14 protein-coding genes are annotated in these 14,469 nt (G+C 73.8%); 3 read left to right on the top strand and 11 right to left on the bottom strand.

From position 1 onward, the window contains the following. Positions 1 to 18 precede the first annotated feature (18 nt). Positions 19 to 708: a L,D-transpeptidase gene (locus tag ACFYXE_RS20895; RefSeq protein ID WP_389314389.1), complete on the bottom strand. Its 690-nt coding sequence runs from the start codon at positions 706 to 708 to the stop codon at positions 19 to 21. Between the two features lie 132 nt (positions 709 to 840). On the opposite strand from ACFYXE_RS20895, the gene ACFYXE_RS20890 reads away from it, so the two are divergent. Then, a complete protein-coding gene (locus ACFYXE_RS20890) occupies positions 841 to 1,233 on the top strand; it encodes a DUF779 domain-containing protein (protein ID WP_389314387.1) in 393 nt (130 codons plus the stop codon). Positions 1,234 to 1,307: 74 nt separating this feature from the next. Further along, positions 1,308 to 2,582, top strand: coding sequence for a phosphodiester glycosidase family protein (locus tag ACFYXE_RS20885; protein ID WP_389314385.1), 1,275 nt, complete (start codon positions 1,308 to 1,310; stop codon positions 2,580 to 2,582). 4 nt (positions 2,583 to 2,586) lie between these two features. Here ACFYXE_RS20885 and ACFYXE_RS20880 read toward each other — a convergent pair whose 3' ends face one another. The 8 genes from ACFYXE_RS20880 to ACFYXE_RS20845 form a co-directional block, all read right to left on the bottom strand. Continuing rightward, positions 2,587 to 4,155: a hypothetical protein gene (locus ACFYXE_RS20880; RefSeq protein ID WP_389314383.1), complete on the bottom strand. Its 1,569-nt coding sequence runs from the start codon at positions 4,153 to 4,155 to the stop codon at positions 2,587 to 2,589. Between the two features lie 92 nt (positions 4,156 to 4,247). Beyond that, positions 4,248 to 4,442 carry a hypothetical protein gene (locus ACFYXE_RS20875; protein ID WP_361170907.1) on the bottom strand — a complete coding sequence of 65 codons (195 nt, stop codon included), beginning with the start codon at positions 4,440 to 4,442 and terminating at the stop codon, positions 4,248 to 4,250. A 129-nt stretch (positions 4,443 to 4,571) separates the two neighbouring features. Next, positions 4,572 to 5,432 carry a phosphatidylinositol-specific phospholipase C/glycerophosphodiester phosphodiesterase family protein gene (locus ACFYXE_RS20870; RefSeq protein ID WP_389314381.1) on the bottom strand — a complete coding sequence of 287 codons (861 nt, stop codon included), beginning with the start codon at positions 5,430 to 5,432 and terminating at the stop codon, positions 4,572 to 4,574. Between the two features lie 162 nt (positions 5,433 to 5,594). Next, positions 5,595 to 6,644: a 2-hydroxyacid dehydrogenase gene (locus ACFYXE_RS20865; protein ID WP_389314379.1), complete on the bottom strand. Its 1,050-nt coding sequence runs from the start codon at positions 6,642 to 6,644 to the stop codon at positions 5,595 to 5,597. Positions 6,645 to 6,667: 23 nt separating this feature from the next. Further along, entirely contained in the window at positions 6,668 to 7,294 is a 627-nt protein-coding gene (locus tag ACFYXE_RS20860) for a histidine phosphatase family protein (RefSeq protein ID WP_389314377.1), read from the bottom strand. Beyond that, positions 7,291 to 8,832 carry an FGGY-family carbohydrate kinase gene (locus ACFYXE_RS20855; RefSeq protein WP_389314375.1) on the bottom strand — a complete coding sequence of 514 codons (1,542 nt, stop codon included), beginning with the start codon at positions 8,830 to 8,832 and terminating at the stop codon, positions 7,291 to 7,293. The genes ACFYXE_RS20860 and ACFYXE_RS20855 overlap by 4 nt, the downstream gene beginning before the upstream one ends. After that, positions 8,825 to 10,360: an FGGY family carbohydrate kinase gene (locus ACFYXE_RS20850; protein ID WP_389314373.1), complete on the bottom strand. Its 1,536-nt coding sequence runs from the start codon at positions 10,358 to 10,360 to the stop codon at positions 8,825 to 8,827. The genes ACFYXE_RS20855 and ACFYXE_RS20850 overlap by 8 nt, the downstream gene beginning before the upstream one ends. Before the next feature lie 3 nt (positions 10,361 to 10,363). Continuing rightward, on the bottom strand, positions 10,364 to 11,767 hold the full coding sequence (locus tag ACFYXE_RS20845; RefSeq protein WP_389314371.1) for an MFS transporter: 1,404 nt from the start codon (positions 11,765 to 11,767) through the stop codon (positions 10,364 to 10,366). Between the two features lie 269 nt (positions 11,768 to 12,036). Here ACFYXE_RS20845 and ACFYXE_RS20840 point away from each other — a divergent pair, with 269 nt between their 5' ends. Then, complete coding sequence (locus ACFYXE_RS20840; protein ID WP_389314369.1) at positions 12,037 to 12,822, top strand: DeoR/GlpR family DNA-binding transcription regulator; 786 nt, start codon at positions 12,037 to 12,039, stop codon at positions 12,820 to 12,822. Between the two features lie 22 nt (positions 12,823 to 12,844). Here ACFYXE_RS20840 and ACFYXE_RS20835 read toward each other — a convergent pair whose 3' ends face one another. Together ACFYXE_RS20835 and ACFYXE_RS20830 are read right to left on the bottom strand one after the other, a co-directional pair. Beyond that, on the bottom strand, positions 12,845 to 13,501 hold the full coding sequence (locus tag ACFYXE_RS20835) for an ABC transporter ATP-binding protein (protein ID WP_389314367.1): 657 nt from the start codon (positions 13,499 to 13,501) through the stop codon (positions 12,845 to 12,847). Beyond that, positions 13,494 to 14,423 (bottom strand): ABC transporter ATP-binding protein, encoded by a 930-nt coding sequence (locus ACFYXE_RS20830; protein ID WP_389314672.1) that lies wholly within the window; start codon positions 14,421 to 14,423, stop codon positions 13,494 to 13,496. The genes ACFYXE_RS20835 and ACFYXE_RS20830 overlap by 8 nt, the downstream gene beginning before the upstream one ends. Positions 14,424 to 14,469: the final 46 nt, after the last annotated feature.

Here is a 14,469-nt window from a genome sequence, read left to right as displayed (position 1 = left end):
CTCCGGGCACGGGTGGCGTCAGCCGCCCGTGCCCGGCTTCGTGCCCCAGATGAAGAGGCGGTCGCCCGTCTGCAGCAGGTCGTACAGCCGCCGGGCGTCGTCCATGGCCAGGTTGACGCAGCCGCCCGAACCGGACGAGAAGAGATCGGTGCGGGTGCCGTGCAGCGCCTGGCCGCCGTTGAAGAACTGCGCGTACGGCATCGGCACGTGATAGATCGTCGAGTAGTGGTCGCGGTTCTTCCAGTGGATCCGCTGCCAGCCGCCGCGGGTCTCCAGACCGTCCCGGCCGCTGCGGATCGGCACCGGGTCGAAGACGAGCCGGCGTCCGCTCTGCGCCCACAGGATCTGCCGCGTCAGGTCGACGCAGGTGATCCGGTACGGCCGGACCGGACAGGCGCGCCGGGCGGCCGGGTCCCTCTTCACCTGGTCCGCCACGAGCAGCCGGTACGTCCGCAGGGTCGCGCTGCCGTCCGCGGGGCGGATGCCGAGCCGCTGCTGGAGGCGGCGTACGGCGGCGCAGTCGGCGGCGGACTGGCGTCCGTCGACCGGCAGCCGCAGCTCGCGCTCCAGCTCGCGCTGGTAGGGCGCGGTGCCCGCCCGGCACGGCGGCTCGGCGGAGCGGGGAGCGGCCACCGCGTGCGGGGCGGTGCCGGCCGACGCGGGAACGGCCAGGGACAGGACGGCGATCGACGAGAGGAGCCAGCGCATCCCCCCAGCTTCACCGCCGCGGGCCGGCGCGCCCGGCGGACACGGCACGACCATCACACGATTGCTCCGAACGGGTGCTCTTCGTACGCCCTCGCAACCCTGTTGCAACGTGTCGCCGTGCACCGTCGTGCCATGGACCGCCATGAGACCGAGGACGCCGATGACACCGCGGGCGACGCCCCCCGGGTGGAGCTCACCCCTGCCGCAGCCGGGCTCCTGCGGCGCCTGCGGGAGCTGCACGGGCCGCTGATGTTCCATCAGTCGGGCGGCTGCTGCGACGGCAGCGCCCCCATGTGCTACCCGGACGGCGAGTTCCGAACCGGTGACTCCGACATCCGCCTCGCGTCGCTGACCGTCGAGGGGGTGGCGGAGCCCGTAGCGTTCTGGATGTCCAGGAGTCAGTACGAGGTATGGAGTCACACCCGGCTCATCGTGGACGTGGTGCCGGGCCGGGGCAGCGGCTTCTCGCTGGAGGCCCCGGAAGGTGTACGTTTCCTCATCCGTTCGCGGCTGGTCGGAACGTAGCCATCGGCATCTGGTGGACTCCCCTGACTGCTGGGACAGTTGGTTCGCTGACCGGCCGACATCAGGGGGATCCTGTGGCACGTCACACGCAACGCGCTGGACGGTTACGAACGGCCTGCACCCTCGTCACGACGCTCGGCACACTGGCCGGAGCCGCTCTCCTGGGGGCCGCCCCGGCCGGCGGCGCCGTCGCCGACGACACGCGCGCCGGGAGCCGCATAGCTCCCGGCGTCGAGTACCGGTACTTCGACATCCCCACCCCGCACGGCACCGCCCGCGCCCATGTGCTGGACGTCGATCTGCGCGACCCGCACACGAGCGTCGGACTGCTGTATCCGGGCAAGGTCGCCGCGCGGGCCCCCGTCTCCGCGCTCGCCGACGGCGTCGGTGCCGTCGGCGGCATCAACGGCGACTTCTTCAACATCAGCGAGACCCAGCACCCCGGCGTCGAGGCGACCGGCGCGTCCGTGGGCCCGGCGATCGCGAACGGCCGGGCCCTCAAGGCCGCCGTCCCCGACGGACAGCGGTTCGGCCCCGCGATGCCCCCGGGCGTGACCACCGAGGCGGTCATCGGCGTGGGCTACGACCGCAGGGCCCGCCTGGACAACCTCGCCCTGGACGGGAAGATCCGCACGCCCGAATCCCGCCTGCCGCTGGGCGGCCTCAACCAGTACGCCCTGCCGGTCGGTTCCGTCGGCGCCTTCACCCACGACTGGGGTTCGGTCTCCCGGGTCCGCGCGACCTGCGGCACCGACACCAGCCGCGGCGCGCCCTGCAGCACCGACACCCACGAGGTGACGATCCGCGACGGGCGCGTCGTGGCGGCGGCCGACACACCGGGCTCCGGCCCGATCGAGCCGGGCAGCACGGTCCTGGTCGGGCGCGAGGCGGGGGCGCAGGAACTGCGGAAGCTGTCGGAGGGCGACCGGGTGCGGGTCAGCCACCGTCTCGTCGCGGCCCGCTCGCACGTGCCGTTCCGCTTCGCGCTCGGCGGCTACCCCGTGCTGCGGGGCGGCGTGCCGCTGCCGGGCCTGGACCCGACGACGTCGGCGGTGCGGACCGCGGCGGGGATGTCGGCCGACGGCCGCCGCCTGTTCCTGCTGTCGCTCGACGGCTCGCCGGAGTTCCGTACCGGGCTCACCATCGCCGAAGTGGCGGACACCCTGCGGGAGATGGGCGCACAGGACGGCTTCAGCCTGGACGGGGGCGGTTCCTCCACCCTGGTGTCCTCGACGTCCACCCTGGTCGCCCGCGCGCCGGGCGCCGATGCCGTGACCGTGCGCAACAACCCCAGCGGCGGGGCGGAGCGCCCGGTGCCGAACGGCATCGGCGTGTTCTCCCGGAGCTGACAGGTCACTGCGTGTCGCGCACCGCCACGAGCCCGTTGAAGGCACCGACGTAGGCCGTGCCGTCGGGACCCAGCGTCACCGGCGCCCAGTTGTTGTCGTACGCGATGCCCGTACCGGCGAGCTGCTTCCAGCGCGTGTCGCCGGTGCGGAAGTCGACGGCGGTCAGGTACCAGGCGTCGATGCCGAGGCTGTTGGGCTCCTTCGTGTAGAAGTACAGCAGCCCGTTGGCGGTGGACAGTTTCGGCACCGTGGACGGGGCCCGCACCGGGCTCTCCCACGTCGTGTCGCAGCCGCTGCCGTCCGCGCGGACGTCGACCCGGCTGACGCCGCCGACGACGCTGCGCCCGAAGGTGAGCGAGGTGATGTTCTCGTAGCCGTAGTTGTTCTCCACCACCAGGCTGTCGCCCCAGGTGATCAGGGAGTTGTCGGTGGTGGAGGCGCCGGAGCCGAAGACGGGGACCTTGCAGACCAGGCGCTCGTCGTCCGGCACGTCGGCGCCGCGCCGGTAGACCAGGACGTTCATGCGGTCGTCGGCGTTGTCGGTGATCGCCACGTAGTCGTCGTGCGCGCCGAACAGGTCGGGCGTGGTGCCGGAGCCCTGGTTCACCGAGCCGGGCTTGGTGCCGGTGCCCCGGTCGTACGTCTGGCGCCAGACGGCCTTCGGGGTGCCGTCCGCGGTGGCCTCGAAGCTGTAGAGGGCGTGGTCGGAGACGATGGAGACGCCGTCCTTGGCGACGGAGAAGGAGTTCTGGATCTCCTCGCCCGCCAGCCGGATGGAGCGGATGTCGCCGCTTTCGGGGTCCACGGTGCCGACGCGGCCCTGCCGGGTCACCCACCAGATGCGCCCGTCCCAGTCCGGCATCACCGAGGTGACGGGGTCGCACTCGCCGCTGGGGTAGAGGTTCGTCCAGCTGACGCAGTCGTGCGGGACGTGCCCGGTGAGGTCCCAGTCCTTGTCCACGACGAACCGCCAGGTGCCGTCGGCGGCGCGCTCGTGGGCGAGGCGGACGATGTGCTGGCGGGAGTCGGCGAGGACCAGCCGGTCCTCGTTGTCGAGGTACGAATAGGCGCCGCCGGAGGTGTCCTTGAAGATCCTGGAGAAGTCGAGGCGGGTGATCGCCTCGACGGTCGAGGGGCGCTGCGGCAGTTTGTACTCGGCGAGGGTGTCGAGGCTCTTGGGGTCGAGCAGCTTGACCAGGAAGCCGGTGAAGGTGCCGCACACGGTGACGATGCGCCCGTCCCGGTCGAAGGTGACCGTCGCGCACTCGCCGCCGAGGGCGGCCATCTTCTCGCTGTCGACGGCGGGCCGCTTCCCGAGCGGACCGCTCCAGGGGTAGGTGCCGCTGCCCGCGGCGTCGGCGTGCATGCCGCTGCGTCCGTTGGCGGCGAGGTAGGGGTGCTGGGGCGGCGGGGTGCCGGGCAGCGGACGGGCGTCGGCCGGCGCGCCCTGGTACTGCTCGACGAGCCGGTGCCCGGGGGCCCTGGGTATCTCGTCGGCGTACGCGGGGACCGCGAGGGACACGGCCAGGGCCACGGCGCTGACGGGAACGAGGCGGCGCAATCTGCTGGACATGCGCCGAAGCTAGGGCCCACCTCTTGAAGTGTCCATGAAACAGCGTCAGTTGTTCACGAAGCCGCAAAGAACGATCACGGCGGGACGGCGGTTCACGGCTGGATGGTGCTGACCAGGCGGGCGGTCCCCGTCACCCCGTCGTGGATGGTCGGGGCCACGCTGGAACTCGCCAGGTAGAAGCCGAGCAGCGTGCAGACCAGCGCGTGCGAGAGCTTCAGGGCTCCGTTGCGCAGGAAGACCACCGCGAGGATCAGGAGCAGCAGGAAGACAGAGATCGAAACGGCCATCGGAAGTACCTCCTCCGCCACGCGACACCGCGGCGTTCGGCCGTCAGTGTGGCGTAGCGGAGGGCCCGTCCGGGCTCCTGACCTGTCCCCCGAACGGGTGTTACTGGCGGGGAGCCCTCTTCCCGGCGGTCACCGGCCGCGCGCGTCGAGGAAGGCCTCCAGGCCCGCGAGGTCGTCGGTGTTGAGGTGGTCGACGCCCGCGGCGAGCAGTTCGTCCCAGACCGCGTCGCGCTGGGGGCCCGGCAGGTCGGGCGTGGCCCAGAAGCGCACGCGGCGCCCGCGCGCGTGGGCCCGGGAGACGATGCCGCGCAGCTTGTCGCGTTCGGCGGCGGGGATCGGACCTGTGCCCTGCCAGGTGAAGTTGAGCGACCAGTTGTCGCTGATGAGCGGGATCAGCGAGGCGGGCGCCGCCGCGTCGAGGTCGGCCAGGCGGCCGTCGTAGAAGGCGTACCGGACGCGCTGCGCCGCCATCGGCGCGCGGGCCGCCCGGTCGCCGGAGACGACGGCGGTGACCGCGGAGCGCCGCACCTTGCCGTGGCTGTACGTGGTGAACAGCCGCCGGTAGGGCCGCAGCCTGCGGTGCAGTTCGGCGTACGTCGAGGCGCCCTCGGTCTTGATGTCGACGAGCAGTTGGAACGGCGTGCGGTGGTGGCCGCGGTACACCGAGCCGTGCTGGGCGCGCACGCGGGCGGCCAGCGGCTTCAGGTAGAGGGACTCCAGGGTCCGGGTGGGGTCGAGGTCCACCGGGTCGTGGGCGACGAGGAGTTGCCCGTCGACGAGGTAGATGTCGGCCTCGACGCTGCCGAAGCGGTGGTCGAGCGCGTCGAGCAGCGGCCGGGGGTGTTCGTAGTCGTTGTGGGCGTGGGCGCGGATCAGCGGGCGGGGCCGGGGGTGGTGGCCGCCCGCGTGGGCGTGGGCGGGCAGCGCGACGCTGCCGGCGAGGGCGGCACCGAAGGTGGTGAGGGCTCTGCGACGGGTGGTGAGGGCCATGTCTGCCTCCCGAAGGGCGGGTGGGGGCGGCGCCGGATGCGACGCCCGGGTACGACGACGGGCGGAACCCCAGTGAGTATGCGGCCCCGCCCGTGCCGGAACACCCCGCCCGTGCCGGAACACCCCGTCCGTACGGGAGTTGGCGCTATCGACGCCCGGCGTTCACGCCCGTGCGGCGAGCACCTCCGGGTTGGCGCAGTGCGCGAGCGGTTCGCCGCGCAGGAAGCGGCCGACCTCGCCCGCCACGATCCGGGCGGCCTTGTGCGCGACCTCCTGGCTGCCGCCCGCGATGTGCGGGGTCATGACGATGCCGGGGGTCTTCAGGAGGCGCGAGTCGGTCGGAACCGGCTCCTGCGGGTAGACGTCGAAGGCGGCGCCCGCGAGCTGGCCCGCGTCCAGGGCGTCGCAGACCGCCTCGTAGTCGAGCAGGGCGCCGCGGGCGCAGTTGACGAGGACGGAGCCGCGGGGCATCCGCGCGATCTGCTGGGCGCCGATCATGCCGGTGGTCTCGTCGGTCACGCGGGCGTGCAGGGAGACGATGCGGGAGCGGGTGAGCAGCGTGTCGAGGTCCACCTGCTCGGCGACGCCCGCCAGTTGCTCGGGGCGCACGTAGGGGTCGTGGACCAGGACCCGCGCGCCCATGGCGGCGAGGACCTTGGCGACGCGGCTGCCGATGGCGCCGTAGCCGACGAGGCCGACGGTGGCGCCCTCGATCTCGATGCCGCAGTTGTCGTAGTCGTAGTAGTCGCCGCGCCAGACGCCGTGGCGCAGGTCGGTGTGCGTGTCGCCGACGCCGCGGGCGGCGGCCAGGAGCAGGGTCAGGGTGTGTTCGGCGGTGGCGACGGCGTTGCGGCCGGGGGCGTAGCAGACGGCGACGCCGTGCCGGGTGGCCGCGGCCAGGTTGGCGTTGACGGGTCCGCCGCGGCTGACGCACATCAGCTTCAGGTCGGGGCAGTGGGCGAGGACGCGCTCGGTCAGCGGTGCCATCTGCGTGACGCAGACCTGGGCGCCCTGCAGCGCCGCGATGAGCTCGTCCTCGGTGCCGGACGCCTCGACGACCTCGCCGACGGGCCCGAAGGGCGTGTGCGGCCAGGGCAGCGTGAGCTCCCGTACGTCGACCGGTCCGGAGTCGGCGGTGGCGGAACGGACCGCGTCGCCCAGCAGGCGCGGGAGGACGAAGTGGTCGCCTGCGGCAAGGACGGTGGTGCTCATGGGGGGCTTCTTTCTGGTGGGGGTCAGACGGCGGGGACGGGGGCGACGGCGGCGGGCGCGTTCAGGCGCAGCAGCGACATCCGTCCGTCGCGCAGCCGCAGTTCGGTGAGGGCGCCGTTGTGGAGCTCGGGGAAGACGCGCCGGTAGTCGGCCAGCGGTATGCCCAGCCGGTGGCACAGGAGGAGGCGTACGAGGGTGGAGTGGGCGACCACGAGGACGCGGCCGTCGGGGAACGCGGCCGCGAGGTCGGTGAGGGCCTCGCTCGCCCGCTCGGCCGCCGCGCGCGGGTCCTCGCCGCCGGGCAGGTGGCGGGCGACGGGGTCGCGGAGGAACGCGGCGAGCTCGGTGGGGAACCGCTCGTGCATCTCGGCGCGGGTCAGCCCCTCGCCGCGCCCGAAGTCCACCTCGATGAGGCGTTCCTCGACGCGCGGCACGAGGCCGAGGGCCTGGGCGGCGGGTTCGGCGGTGCGCCGGGCGCGGCCGAGCGGGGAGCTGACCACGGCGTCGATCCGCTCCCCCGCGGCCCAGGCGCCGAGCGCGGCGGCCTGCAGGAGGCCGCGCGAGGTCAGCTCGATGTCGGTGCGTCCCGCATAGCGGTTGCCGTCGTGCCAGACGGTCTCCCCATGGCGTACGAGGATGAAGTCGGTCACTGACCTGGCCTTTCCGGAGTGTGCGGGGTGGGGTGGGCGCGGCGGTGCGCGTGGTCGGCGACGGCGGTCTCCAGCCAGCCGCGTGCGGCCAGTTCGTCGACGAAGGTGAGGTAGACGGGGAGCAGGCGGGCGGTGCGCGCCGGGTCGGGGAGGATCTCCTCGCCGATGCGGACCATGGCGGCCGCGGCGTCCCTGACCCGGACGCCCGCCGAGGTCGCGGCGAGCACCGCCATGCCGATGGCGCCCTCGGCCTGCTCGGGCACCCGTACGGGCCGGCCGAGGACGTCGGCACGCAGCCCGCTCCAGTACCGGTTGCGGGCGCCGCCCCCGGTCAGGGTGAGCGGGCCGTCGACGGGGGCGCCGATCAGGTCGAGGTAGTCGAAGCAGAGCCGTTCGACGCAGGCGACGCCCAGGAGGTGGGCGTGGAAGCGCTCGGCGTCGTCGGCGGGGTCGCCGAGGACGAACGGGCGGGCGTCCGGGGCACGGAAGGGGAAGCGTTCGCCGCCGGTGGAGACCAGCGGGTAGGCCACCGCGTCGGACGCGCACCGGCTCGCGCGGGCGGTGAGGTCGTCCAGGTCGGCGCCCGGGAACTCGCGGGCGATGGCGCCCGCGCCGCTGCTGGAGGCGCCGCCGGGCAGCCAGGTGTCGCCGGGGCCGCGGTGGCAGTAGACGACGCCGCCCGGGTCGCGGACCAGGTGGGGGCTCGTGCCCTTGAAGACGAGGGTGGTGCCGAGGACGGAGTTCCAGGCGCCGGGGGTGAGGGCGCCCGCGCCGATCTGGGCGGCGCAGCCGTCCGTCATGCCCGCGACGATCGCGGTGCCCTCGGGGATGCCGGTCGCGGCCGCGGCCGTGGCGCAGACCGTGCCGAGGACGCTGCCGGGCCGCACGACCTCGGGCAACAGGCTCGGTGGGACGGCGAGTCCGGCGAGCTCGCGCTCGGGCCAGCGCTCCTCGGTGAGGTGGTAGCCGGTCTTCAGGGCGTGGCTCGCGTCGCTCGCCACCTGGTGCCCGGCGAGCCGCCAGGTGATCAGGTCGGGCTGGTGCAGCAGCCGGACCCCCGTACCGGCCGCCGCGGGTTCGTGGTCCAGGAGCCAGAGCAGTTTGGGCAGCGCCCAGGACGGCTGCATGGAGCGGTAGCCGAGCGCGCGCCAGACCTCGGCGCCGGACTCGTTGGCGCGGGCGGCCTGTTCGGCGGCGCGTCCGTCGTCGTACATGAGGCCCGGGGTGAGCGGCGCGCCGGTGGCGTCGGCCAGCAGGATCGTGCCGGAGGTGGCGTCGAGCGCGAGGCCGCGCACCCGGTCGGCGGCGATGCCGGAGAGGGCCGCGCGGCAGGCCTCGGCGAGGGCGCTCCACCACTGTTCGGGGTCCTGTTCGTGGCGGGTGCCCTCGCGGTGGCTGGTGAGCGGCCGGGAGGCGGCGGCGAGCACCTGTCCGGTGGAGTCGACGGCGACGCAGCGGGCGCTCTGGGTGCCGAGGTCCAGGCCGAGCCAGACGGCGTCCTCGGGCAGTGCGGCGCCCTGGGGTGGTTGGTCAGGCACGGTGTGCTCCTTGCTCGGGTGCCGTTCGGGGGGCGGGTACGGGGGCGGTGGCGGTGGCGGCGCTCCAGCCGGCGTCGCGGGCCAGGGTGCGCCAGGTCAGGAACTGTTCGTAGAGGCCGGCGTAGTAGGCGGAGCGCTCCGGGTCCGGCTCCCAGCTGGCGCGCATGCGGACGTACTTGGCGGCGGCGCTGTGCATGCTGGACTCGGCGCCGCTGAGCACGAGGCCGGTGAGGAAGGCGCCCTTGGCGCCGAGTTCGGTGTCGCCGGAGCGGGCCGTCGGGACGCCGGTGGCGTCGGCGATGAGCGCGCACCACTCGGCGCTGTTGGCGCCGCCGCCGCACAGCCGCAGTTCGGTGACCGCGGTGCGGGAGGCGACCAGGGAGTCGCGCAGGACCAGGGAGAGGCCGTCGAAGACGGCGCGGGCCAGGTCGGCGCGGGTGTGTTCCAGGGAGAGGCCCCAGAAGGAGCCGCGGGCGCGCGGGTCGAGGAAGGGGGCGCGCTCGCCCGCCGGGGAGAGGTAGGGCAGGAACATCAGCCCGCGGGCGCCCGGCCGGGACCCGGTGAACGCCAGCGAGGCGAGCTCCGGGGGGCCTTCGACGTGCAGGGTGCGGGCGGCCCAGTTCAGTACCTCGGCGCCGTTGAGGGTGGGGAAGGCCCGCAGGACGCGCTCGCGGCCCCGGTAGGCGATGTTGATGCCGGAGGGCTCGCCGCTGGTGTCGACGTCCTTGCGGACGATCTCCGTGCAGAGGGTGGTGCCGAGGATGCTGCACGCCTGACCCGGGTTGACGACGCCCGCGCCGCGGGCGGTCGCGGCGATGTCGTAGGGCGCCATGACGACGGGAAGCCCGGCAGGCAGGCCGAGTTGGGCCGCCGCCTCGGTGGTGATCTCGCTGATGCGCTCCTGCTCGCCGAGCACCTTGGGCAGCAGCCTGGCGTACGCGGTGAGACCGAACAGGGCGACGATCCCGGGGTCGTAGTCGCCGGTGGCGTGGTCGAGGAAGGGCGCGGAGGCGTCGGACTCGTCCATGGCGGTGACGCCGGTCAGCCGCAGGAACAGCCAGCCCGCAGCGGTCAGCGAGGCGGCCGACCGCGCCAGGCGCTGCGGGTCGTGGGAGCCGAGCCAGCTGAAGAGGGCGTTGGGCATGCCGCTGCAGGTGAGGGAGCCGTTGCGGCGGAATGCCTCGTCCAGGACGCCCTCGTGCTCCCAGCGGGAGAGGATGTCGCCGGCGCGGCCGTCGGACCACAGGATGGCGGGTCCGGTGGGGCGGCCCGCCGCGTCGACGAGCCAGGCGCCGTCGCCCTGCGCGGTGAACGTCACCAGCCAGACGGGGTCGGTGATGTCGGACAGGGCGTTGCGGACGGTGTAGACGACGGCGTTCCACACGGTGTCCATGTCCTGCTCGGCCCAGCCGGGGTGACGGCGGTGCACCTCGGTGGCGAGCCGGGAGACGGCGAGTTCGTTGCCCTGGTCGTCGAAGACGACGGACTTGATCATTGTGGTGCCGACGTCGATGGCGAGTACGGACATGGGTCACAGTCCCTTCGTGGCGGAGGCGCCGACGTGGGCCGGGGTGTCGGCGGGAAGCTGCTGTGGCAGGCGTACCGCGGACTCGGTGGCGGTGCCAGGGCCGACGGGATCCGGGCCGGGGGTGGCGGCGGCCGGGGCGGGGGCGGTGGTCCGCAGGGCGAGGGCGAGCAGCGCGCTGACCGCGTGGAACCCGGCGAAGATCCACACGACGCCGCCGACCCCGAGCGGCCCGAGGAAGAGGCTCACGACGAGCGGGCCGACGAAGGTGGAGGCCCCGGCGCCGAGGTTCAGGGCGGCCATGGCCTGGCCCTTGTGGGTGGGGGCGATGGCGGTCATCAGCGCGGAGAGCGGGACGTACCCGGAGAGCGTCGCGCCGTACAGGACGGCCACCAGGACGCACAGGGCGTACTGCGAGCCGACCGCGGTGGGGACGTAGTAGAGGACGAGGGTGGACAGGGTGCAGCCCACGCCGCCGAACCAGGCGACGGTGGTGCGCCAGCCGACCTTGTCGCCGACCATGCCGAAGACGAGGTTGGTGACGATGTTGGTGGCGAACATCAGGGCGAGCAGCCGCAGCCACTGGGCGTTCGAGAGCCCGATCTCGGAGACGAACCAGGTGGGCAGCATGACCAGGAAGCCGAACTGGGACGCGGTGTTGAGCATCCGCACGGTCGCGCCCGCGCCCACCCGGGGGTTGCGGTAGAGGATGGTCAGGCTGCCGACGAGGCCGGCCAGGGGGCTCTCCCCCGCCGGTGCCAGCCGCGCGGAGCCGGTGCGCTCGCGGATCAGGAGCAGCGGGACGAGTCCGCCGACGACGACCACGCCGAGCGCGGCCCACAGGGTGCCGAGTTCCCCGATGTGCGGGATCAGCAGGCTGGCGGTGAGCGAGCCGAGGGTGGGCAGTCCGGCGGAGAACGCCGACCAGAACCACCCCATGGCGCTGCCCATCTGGCGCTGCGGGGCGACCGCCGCGATCCACACGAGGAAGGCATAGGCGAAGAGCGGGAAGGCGAGGCCGCGCAGGCCGTAGCCCAGGAGCAGCAGCGGGTACGCCTTGCTGGGGATCGCCACCGTCAGGAAGAAGACGTGGGTGACGGCGAACGCGACGAGCCCGAGCCACATGACGCGGCGCGGGCCCCACAGGTCGGAGAGGGCTCCGGCGAACCAGGCGGCGACGGCGCCGGTGACGCCGTACACGGTGAAGACCATCGCGACGCCGGCGGCGGGGATGCCGAGGCTCTCCAGGTACGGCGAGAGGTAGCCGGCCTCGATGCCGACCCCGGTCATGAAGATCAGCAGCCCCAGGTACCCCCAGGAGAGGGCGGGCGGTATGCCGAGTCGTGTGAAGACCGAACTCGGGGCGCTCGGTGTGTTCGGGGTGTTCGGGGTGTTCGGGGTGTTCGTCATTGAAGCTCCCCTTGCTGACGTGGGTCGGCGTGGTCGGCGATGGCGACGGCGTGTGCCGTCGGGGCCGAGCTAACAGTTGGCCGAAATACGTCGTCAATGACCTGCCGTCATCTCCCGCGACCAGGGACTTTCGCCGTGTGAGAAGGACTTGGGTCCCGGTCCGCCGACCGCCGTGCCGTCCCGGCGCGGGCCCGCTCCCGCTGTGAAATACATGAGATCATCACTCGGGCATTTCACACGGGTGGCGCGGGCGAAGGCGGGTGGACGGCGTGGCGGGTGCGGACCGGGCGGACGTGCGCGAGGTGCGGCGCGGCCGCATCCGCGAGGCGGTGGTGGCGAACGGCTTCGTGCGCGCGGGAGATCTCGCCGAGGAGTTCGGCGTCAGCCTGATGACGATCCACCGGGATCTGGACTTCCTGCAGTCGCAGGGCTGGCTGCGCAAGGTGCGGGGCGGGGCGACGGGGCTGCCGTCCGCGCAGTTCCACGGCAGTGTCGCCGAGCGCATGTCGACGATGGCGCAGACGAAGCAGCAGCTGGCCCGCGCCGCCGCCCGGGAGCTGGTGCCGGGTCAGACCGTGCTCCTGGACGACAGCACCACCTGTCTGCACCTGACGCGGCTGCTCACCGAGCGGACGCCGCTGACCGTCATCACCAACTCGCTGCCCGCGATCACCGCGCTCGCCAAGGAGCCCGGCGTCTCCCTGATCGCCCTCGGCGGCAGCTACTTCCCGGCGTACGACGCCTTCATGGGCCTGCACACCGCGGACAGTGTGGAGGCCTTTCGCGCGGACGTCCTCTTCATGTCGACGACGGCCGTGACGCGCGGCCGCTGCTACCACACGTCTCCGGAGACGGTGCAGGTCAAGCGCGCGATGATGGCGGCGGCCACGCGCCGGGTGCTGCTCGCCGACCACACGAAGTTCACCCGCGACGGCCTGTACGCGCTGGCTCCGCTCTCCGACTTCGACCTGCTGGTGGTGGACGACGGGCTCGCGCAGCAGGAGGTCGGGGCGATCCGCCGGGGCGGGACCGACGTGCGGGTGGTGCCCCGCTAGGACGGGACTTTCGCAACACGCCCTAGGCGACCAGGTCGGCCCACTGGACGGTGCGCCCGCACCAGCGCTCCAGCAGGACCCGGTCGTGGCCGACGGCGAGCAGGCCCGCCCCGGACTCGGCGCGGTACTCCTCCACGGCGTGCACCAGCGCGGCGGTCGTGGAGGCGTCGAGCATCGCGGTCATCTCGTCGCAGATGAGCCACCGGGGGCGCAGCACCAGGGCCCGCGCCAGGCAGGCCCGCTGCAGCTGCCCGTCGCTGACCTCGTGGGGGCGTCGCCGCAGGAGGTCGACGCCGAGGCCGACGACGGGGGTCAGTTCGGCGACGCGGGCGGCCGCCTCGGCGCCGCGGCCCACGGCGCGCAGGGGTTCCGCGATGAGGTCGGTGAGGGTCAGGCGCGGGTCGGCGGAGAGCCGTGGCTGCTGGAAGACCACGCCGAAGGCGGTGCGCTGCTCGCGCGGGGCGCGGTGGCGCCAGCCCGCGGCCCGCTCCCCGTCGATGACGACCTGCCCGGCGTCGGGCCGGTGCAGCAGCGCCGCGACCCGGGCCAGCGTCGACTTGCCGCAGCCGCTGGGCCCGAGGAGTCCGACGGACTCGCCGGGGGCGAGCGTGAGGTCCACGGAGCGGAAGACCGGGTCGCGCCGGTCGTATCCGGCGGTGATGGCGCGCAGTTCAAGCACGGGGCGCCTCCAGCACGTCCGCGTGGGGGTGGTGGCAGGCCGTGCCGCCGGTGAGCGCGGGCAGCGTTCCGCAGGCCGCGTCGGCCCGTTCGCAGCGCGCCGCGAAGGCGCATCCCGCGGGCAGCGCGGCCAGCTCGGGCGGCATGCCGGGCACGGGCGTGAACGCGCGCTCCGGCAGGGCGTTCAGGAGTCCCCGGGCATAGGGGTGCCGGGGCCCCGGGGTGCCGAAGAAGTCGGCGGCGTCGGCGAGTTCGACGACCCGGCTCGCGTACATCACGGCGACCCGGTCGGCGATGCGCTCGGCGGCGGCCAGGTCGTGGGTGATCAGGAGCAGCGCGCGGTGGTCGCCGACGTGCCGGCGCAGCTCGTCGACGGTGCGGTCGACCAGGTCCCGGTCGAGTCCGGTGGTCGGCTCGTCGGCGAGCAGCAGCGGCGCGTCGCCGATGAGGGCGAGCGCGGTGGCGGCGCGCTGCGCGAGGCCGCCGGACAGCTCGTGCGGGTGGCGGTCGAGGTGTCCCGCGGGGAACGCGGCGCGCTCGGCCGCCGCCTCCGCGGCGGCCCGCAGCGTCGGCCGCCGCGCCCCGGTGAGCTCGCGCAGGGTCTCCTCCAGCTGGGAGCGCACGGTGCGCACCGGTGTCAGGTGCGCGGCCGGGCTCTGCGGTACGAGGCCGACGCGCCGCCCGCGCACGGTGCGGGCCAGGGTGCGCTCGTCGGCGGTCAGCAGGTCGACGCGGTCCCGGCCGCCGGGCTCGCCGATCAGGGCGGCACCGGCGGTCTCGGCGTTCTCGGGGAGCAGGCCGAGCAGCGCGGAGGCGAGCACGGACTTGCCGCAGCCGCTCTCGCCGACCAGGGCGAGGCACTCCCCCGCGGCGAGGTCGAAGGTGGCGTCGGTGACGGCGCTGACGTGCCGGCCGCCGCGCATGCGGAACCGTACGGACAGGCCCTGGACGGACAGGACCGGGGTCGGG

Origin of the sequence: Streptomyces sp. NPDC002564, from assembly GCF_042889645.1 — a bacterium.
Lineage (GTDB): Bacteria > Actinomycetota > Actinomycetes > Streptomycetales > Streptomycetaceae > Streptomyces.
Note: the sequence above shows the minus strand (reverse complement) of the source record. Positions and strands in the feature narration are given on the sequence as shown.

Excerpts from the sequence above, each read along its gene's own strand:
- ACFYXE_RS20895 (WP_389314389.1), bottom strand. The coding sequence starts at position 708 with ATGCGCTGGCTCCTCTCGTCGATCGCCGTCCTGTCCCTGGCCGTTCCC.
- ACFYXE_RS20890 (WP_389314387.1), top strand. The coding sequence starts at position 841 with ATGGACCGCCATGAGACCGAGGACGCCGATGACACCGCGGGCGACGCC.
- ACFYXE_RS20880 (WP_389314383.1), bottom strand. The coding sequence starts at position 4,155 with ATGTCCAGCAGATTGCGCCGCCTCGTTCCCGTCAGCGCCGTGGCCCTG.
- ACFYXE_RS20875 (WP_361170907.1), bottom strand. The coding sequence starts at position 4,442 with ATGGCCGTTTCGATCTCTGTCTTCCTGCTGCTCCTGATCCTCGCGGTG.
- ACFYXE_RS20870 (WP_389314381.1), bottom strand. The coding sequence starts at position 5,432 with ATGGCCCTCACCACCCGTCGCAGAGCCCTCACCACCTTCGGTGCCGCC.
- ACFYXE_RS20865 (WP_389314379.1), bottom strand. The coding sequence starts at position 6,644 with ATGAGCACCACCGTCCTTGCCGCAGGCGACCACTTCGTCCTCCCGCGC.
- ACFYXE_RS20850 (WP_389314373.1), bottom strand. The coding sequence starts at position 10,360 with ATGTCCGTACTCGCCATCGACGTCGGCACCACAATGATCAAGTCCGTC.
- ACFYXE_RS20845 (WP_389314371.1), bottom strand. The coding sequence starts at position 11,767 with ATGACGAACACCCCGAACACCCCGAACACCCCGAACACACCGAGCGCC.
- ACFYXE_RS20830 (WP_389314672.1), bottom strand. The coding sequence starts at position 14,423 with ATGCGCGGCGGCCGGCACGTCAGCGCCGTCACCGACGCCACCTTCGAC.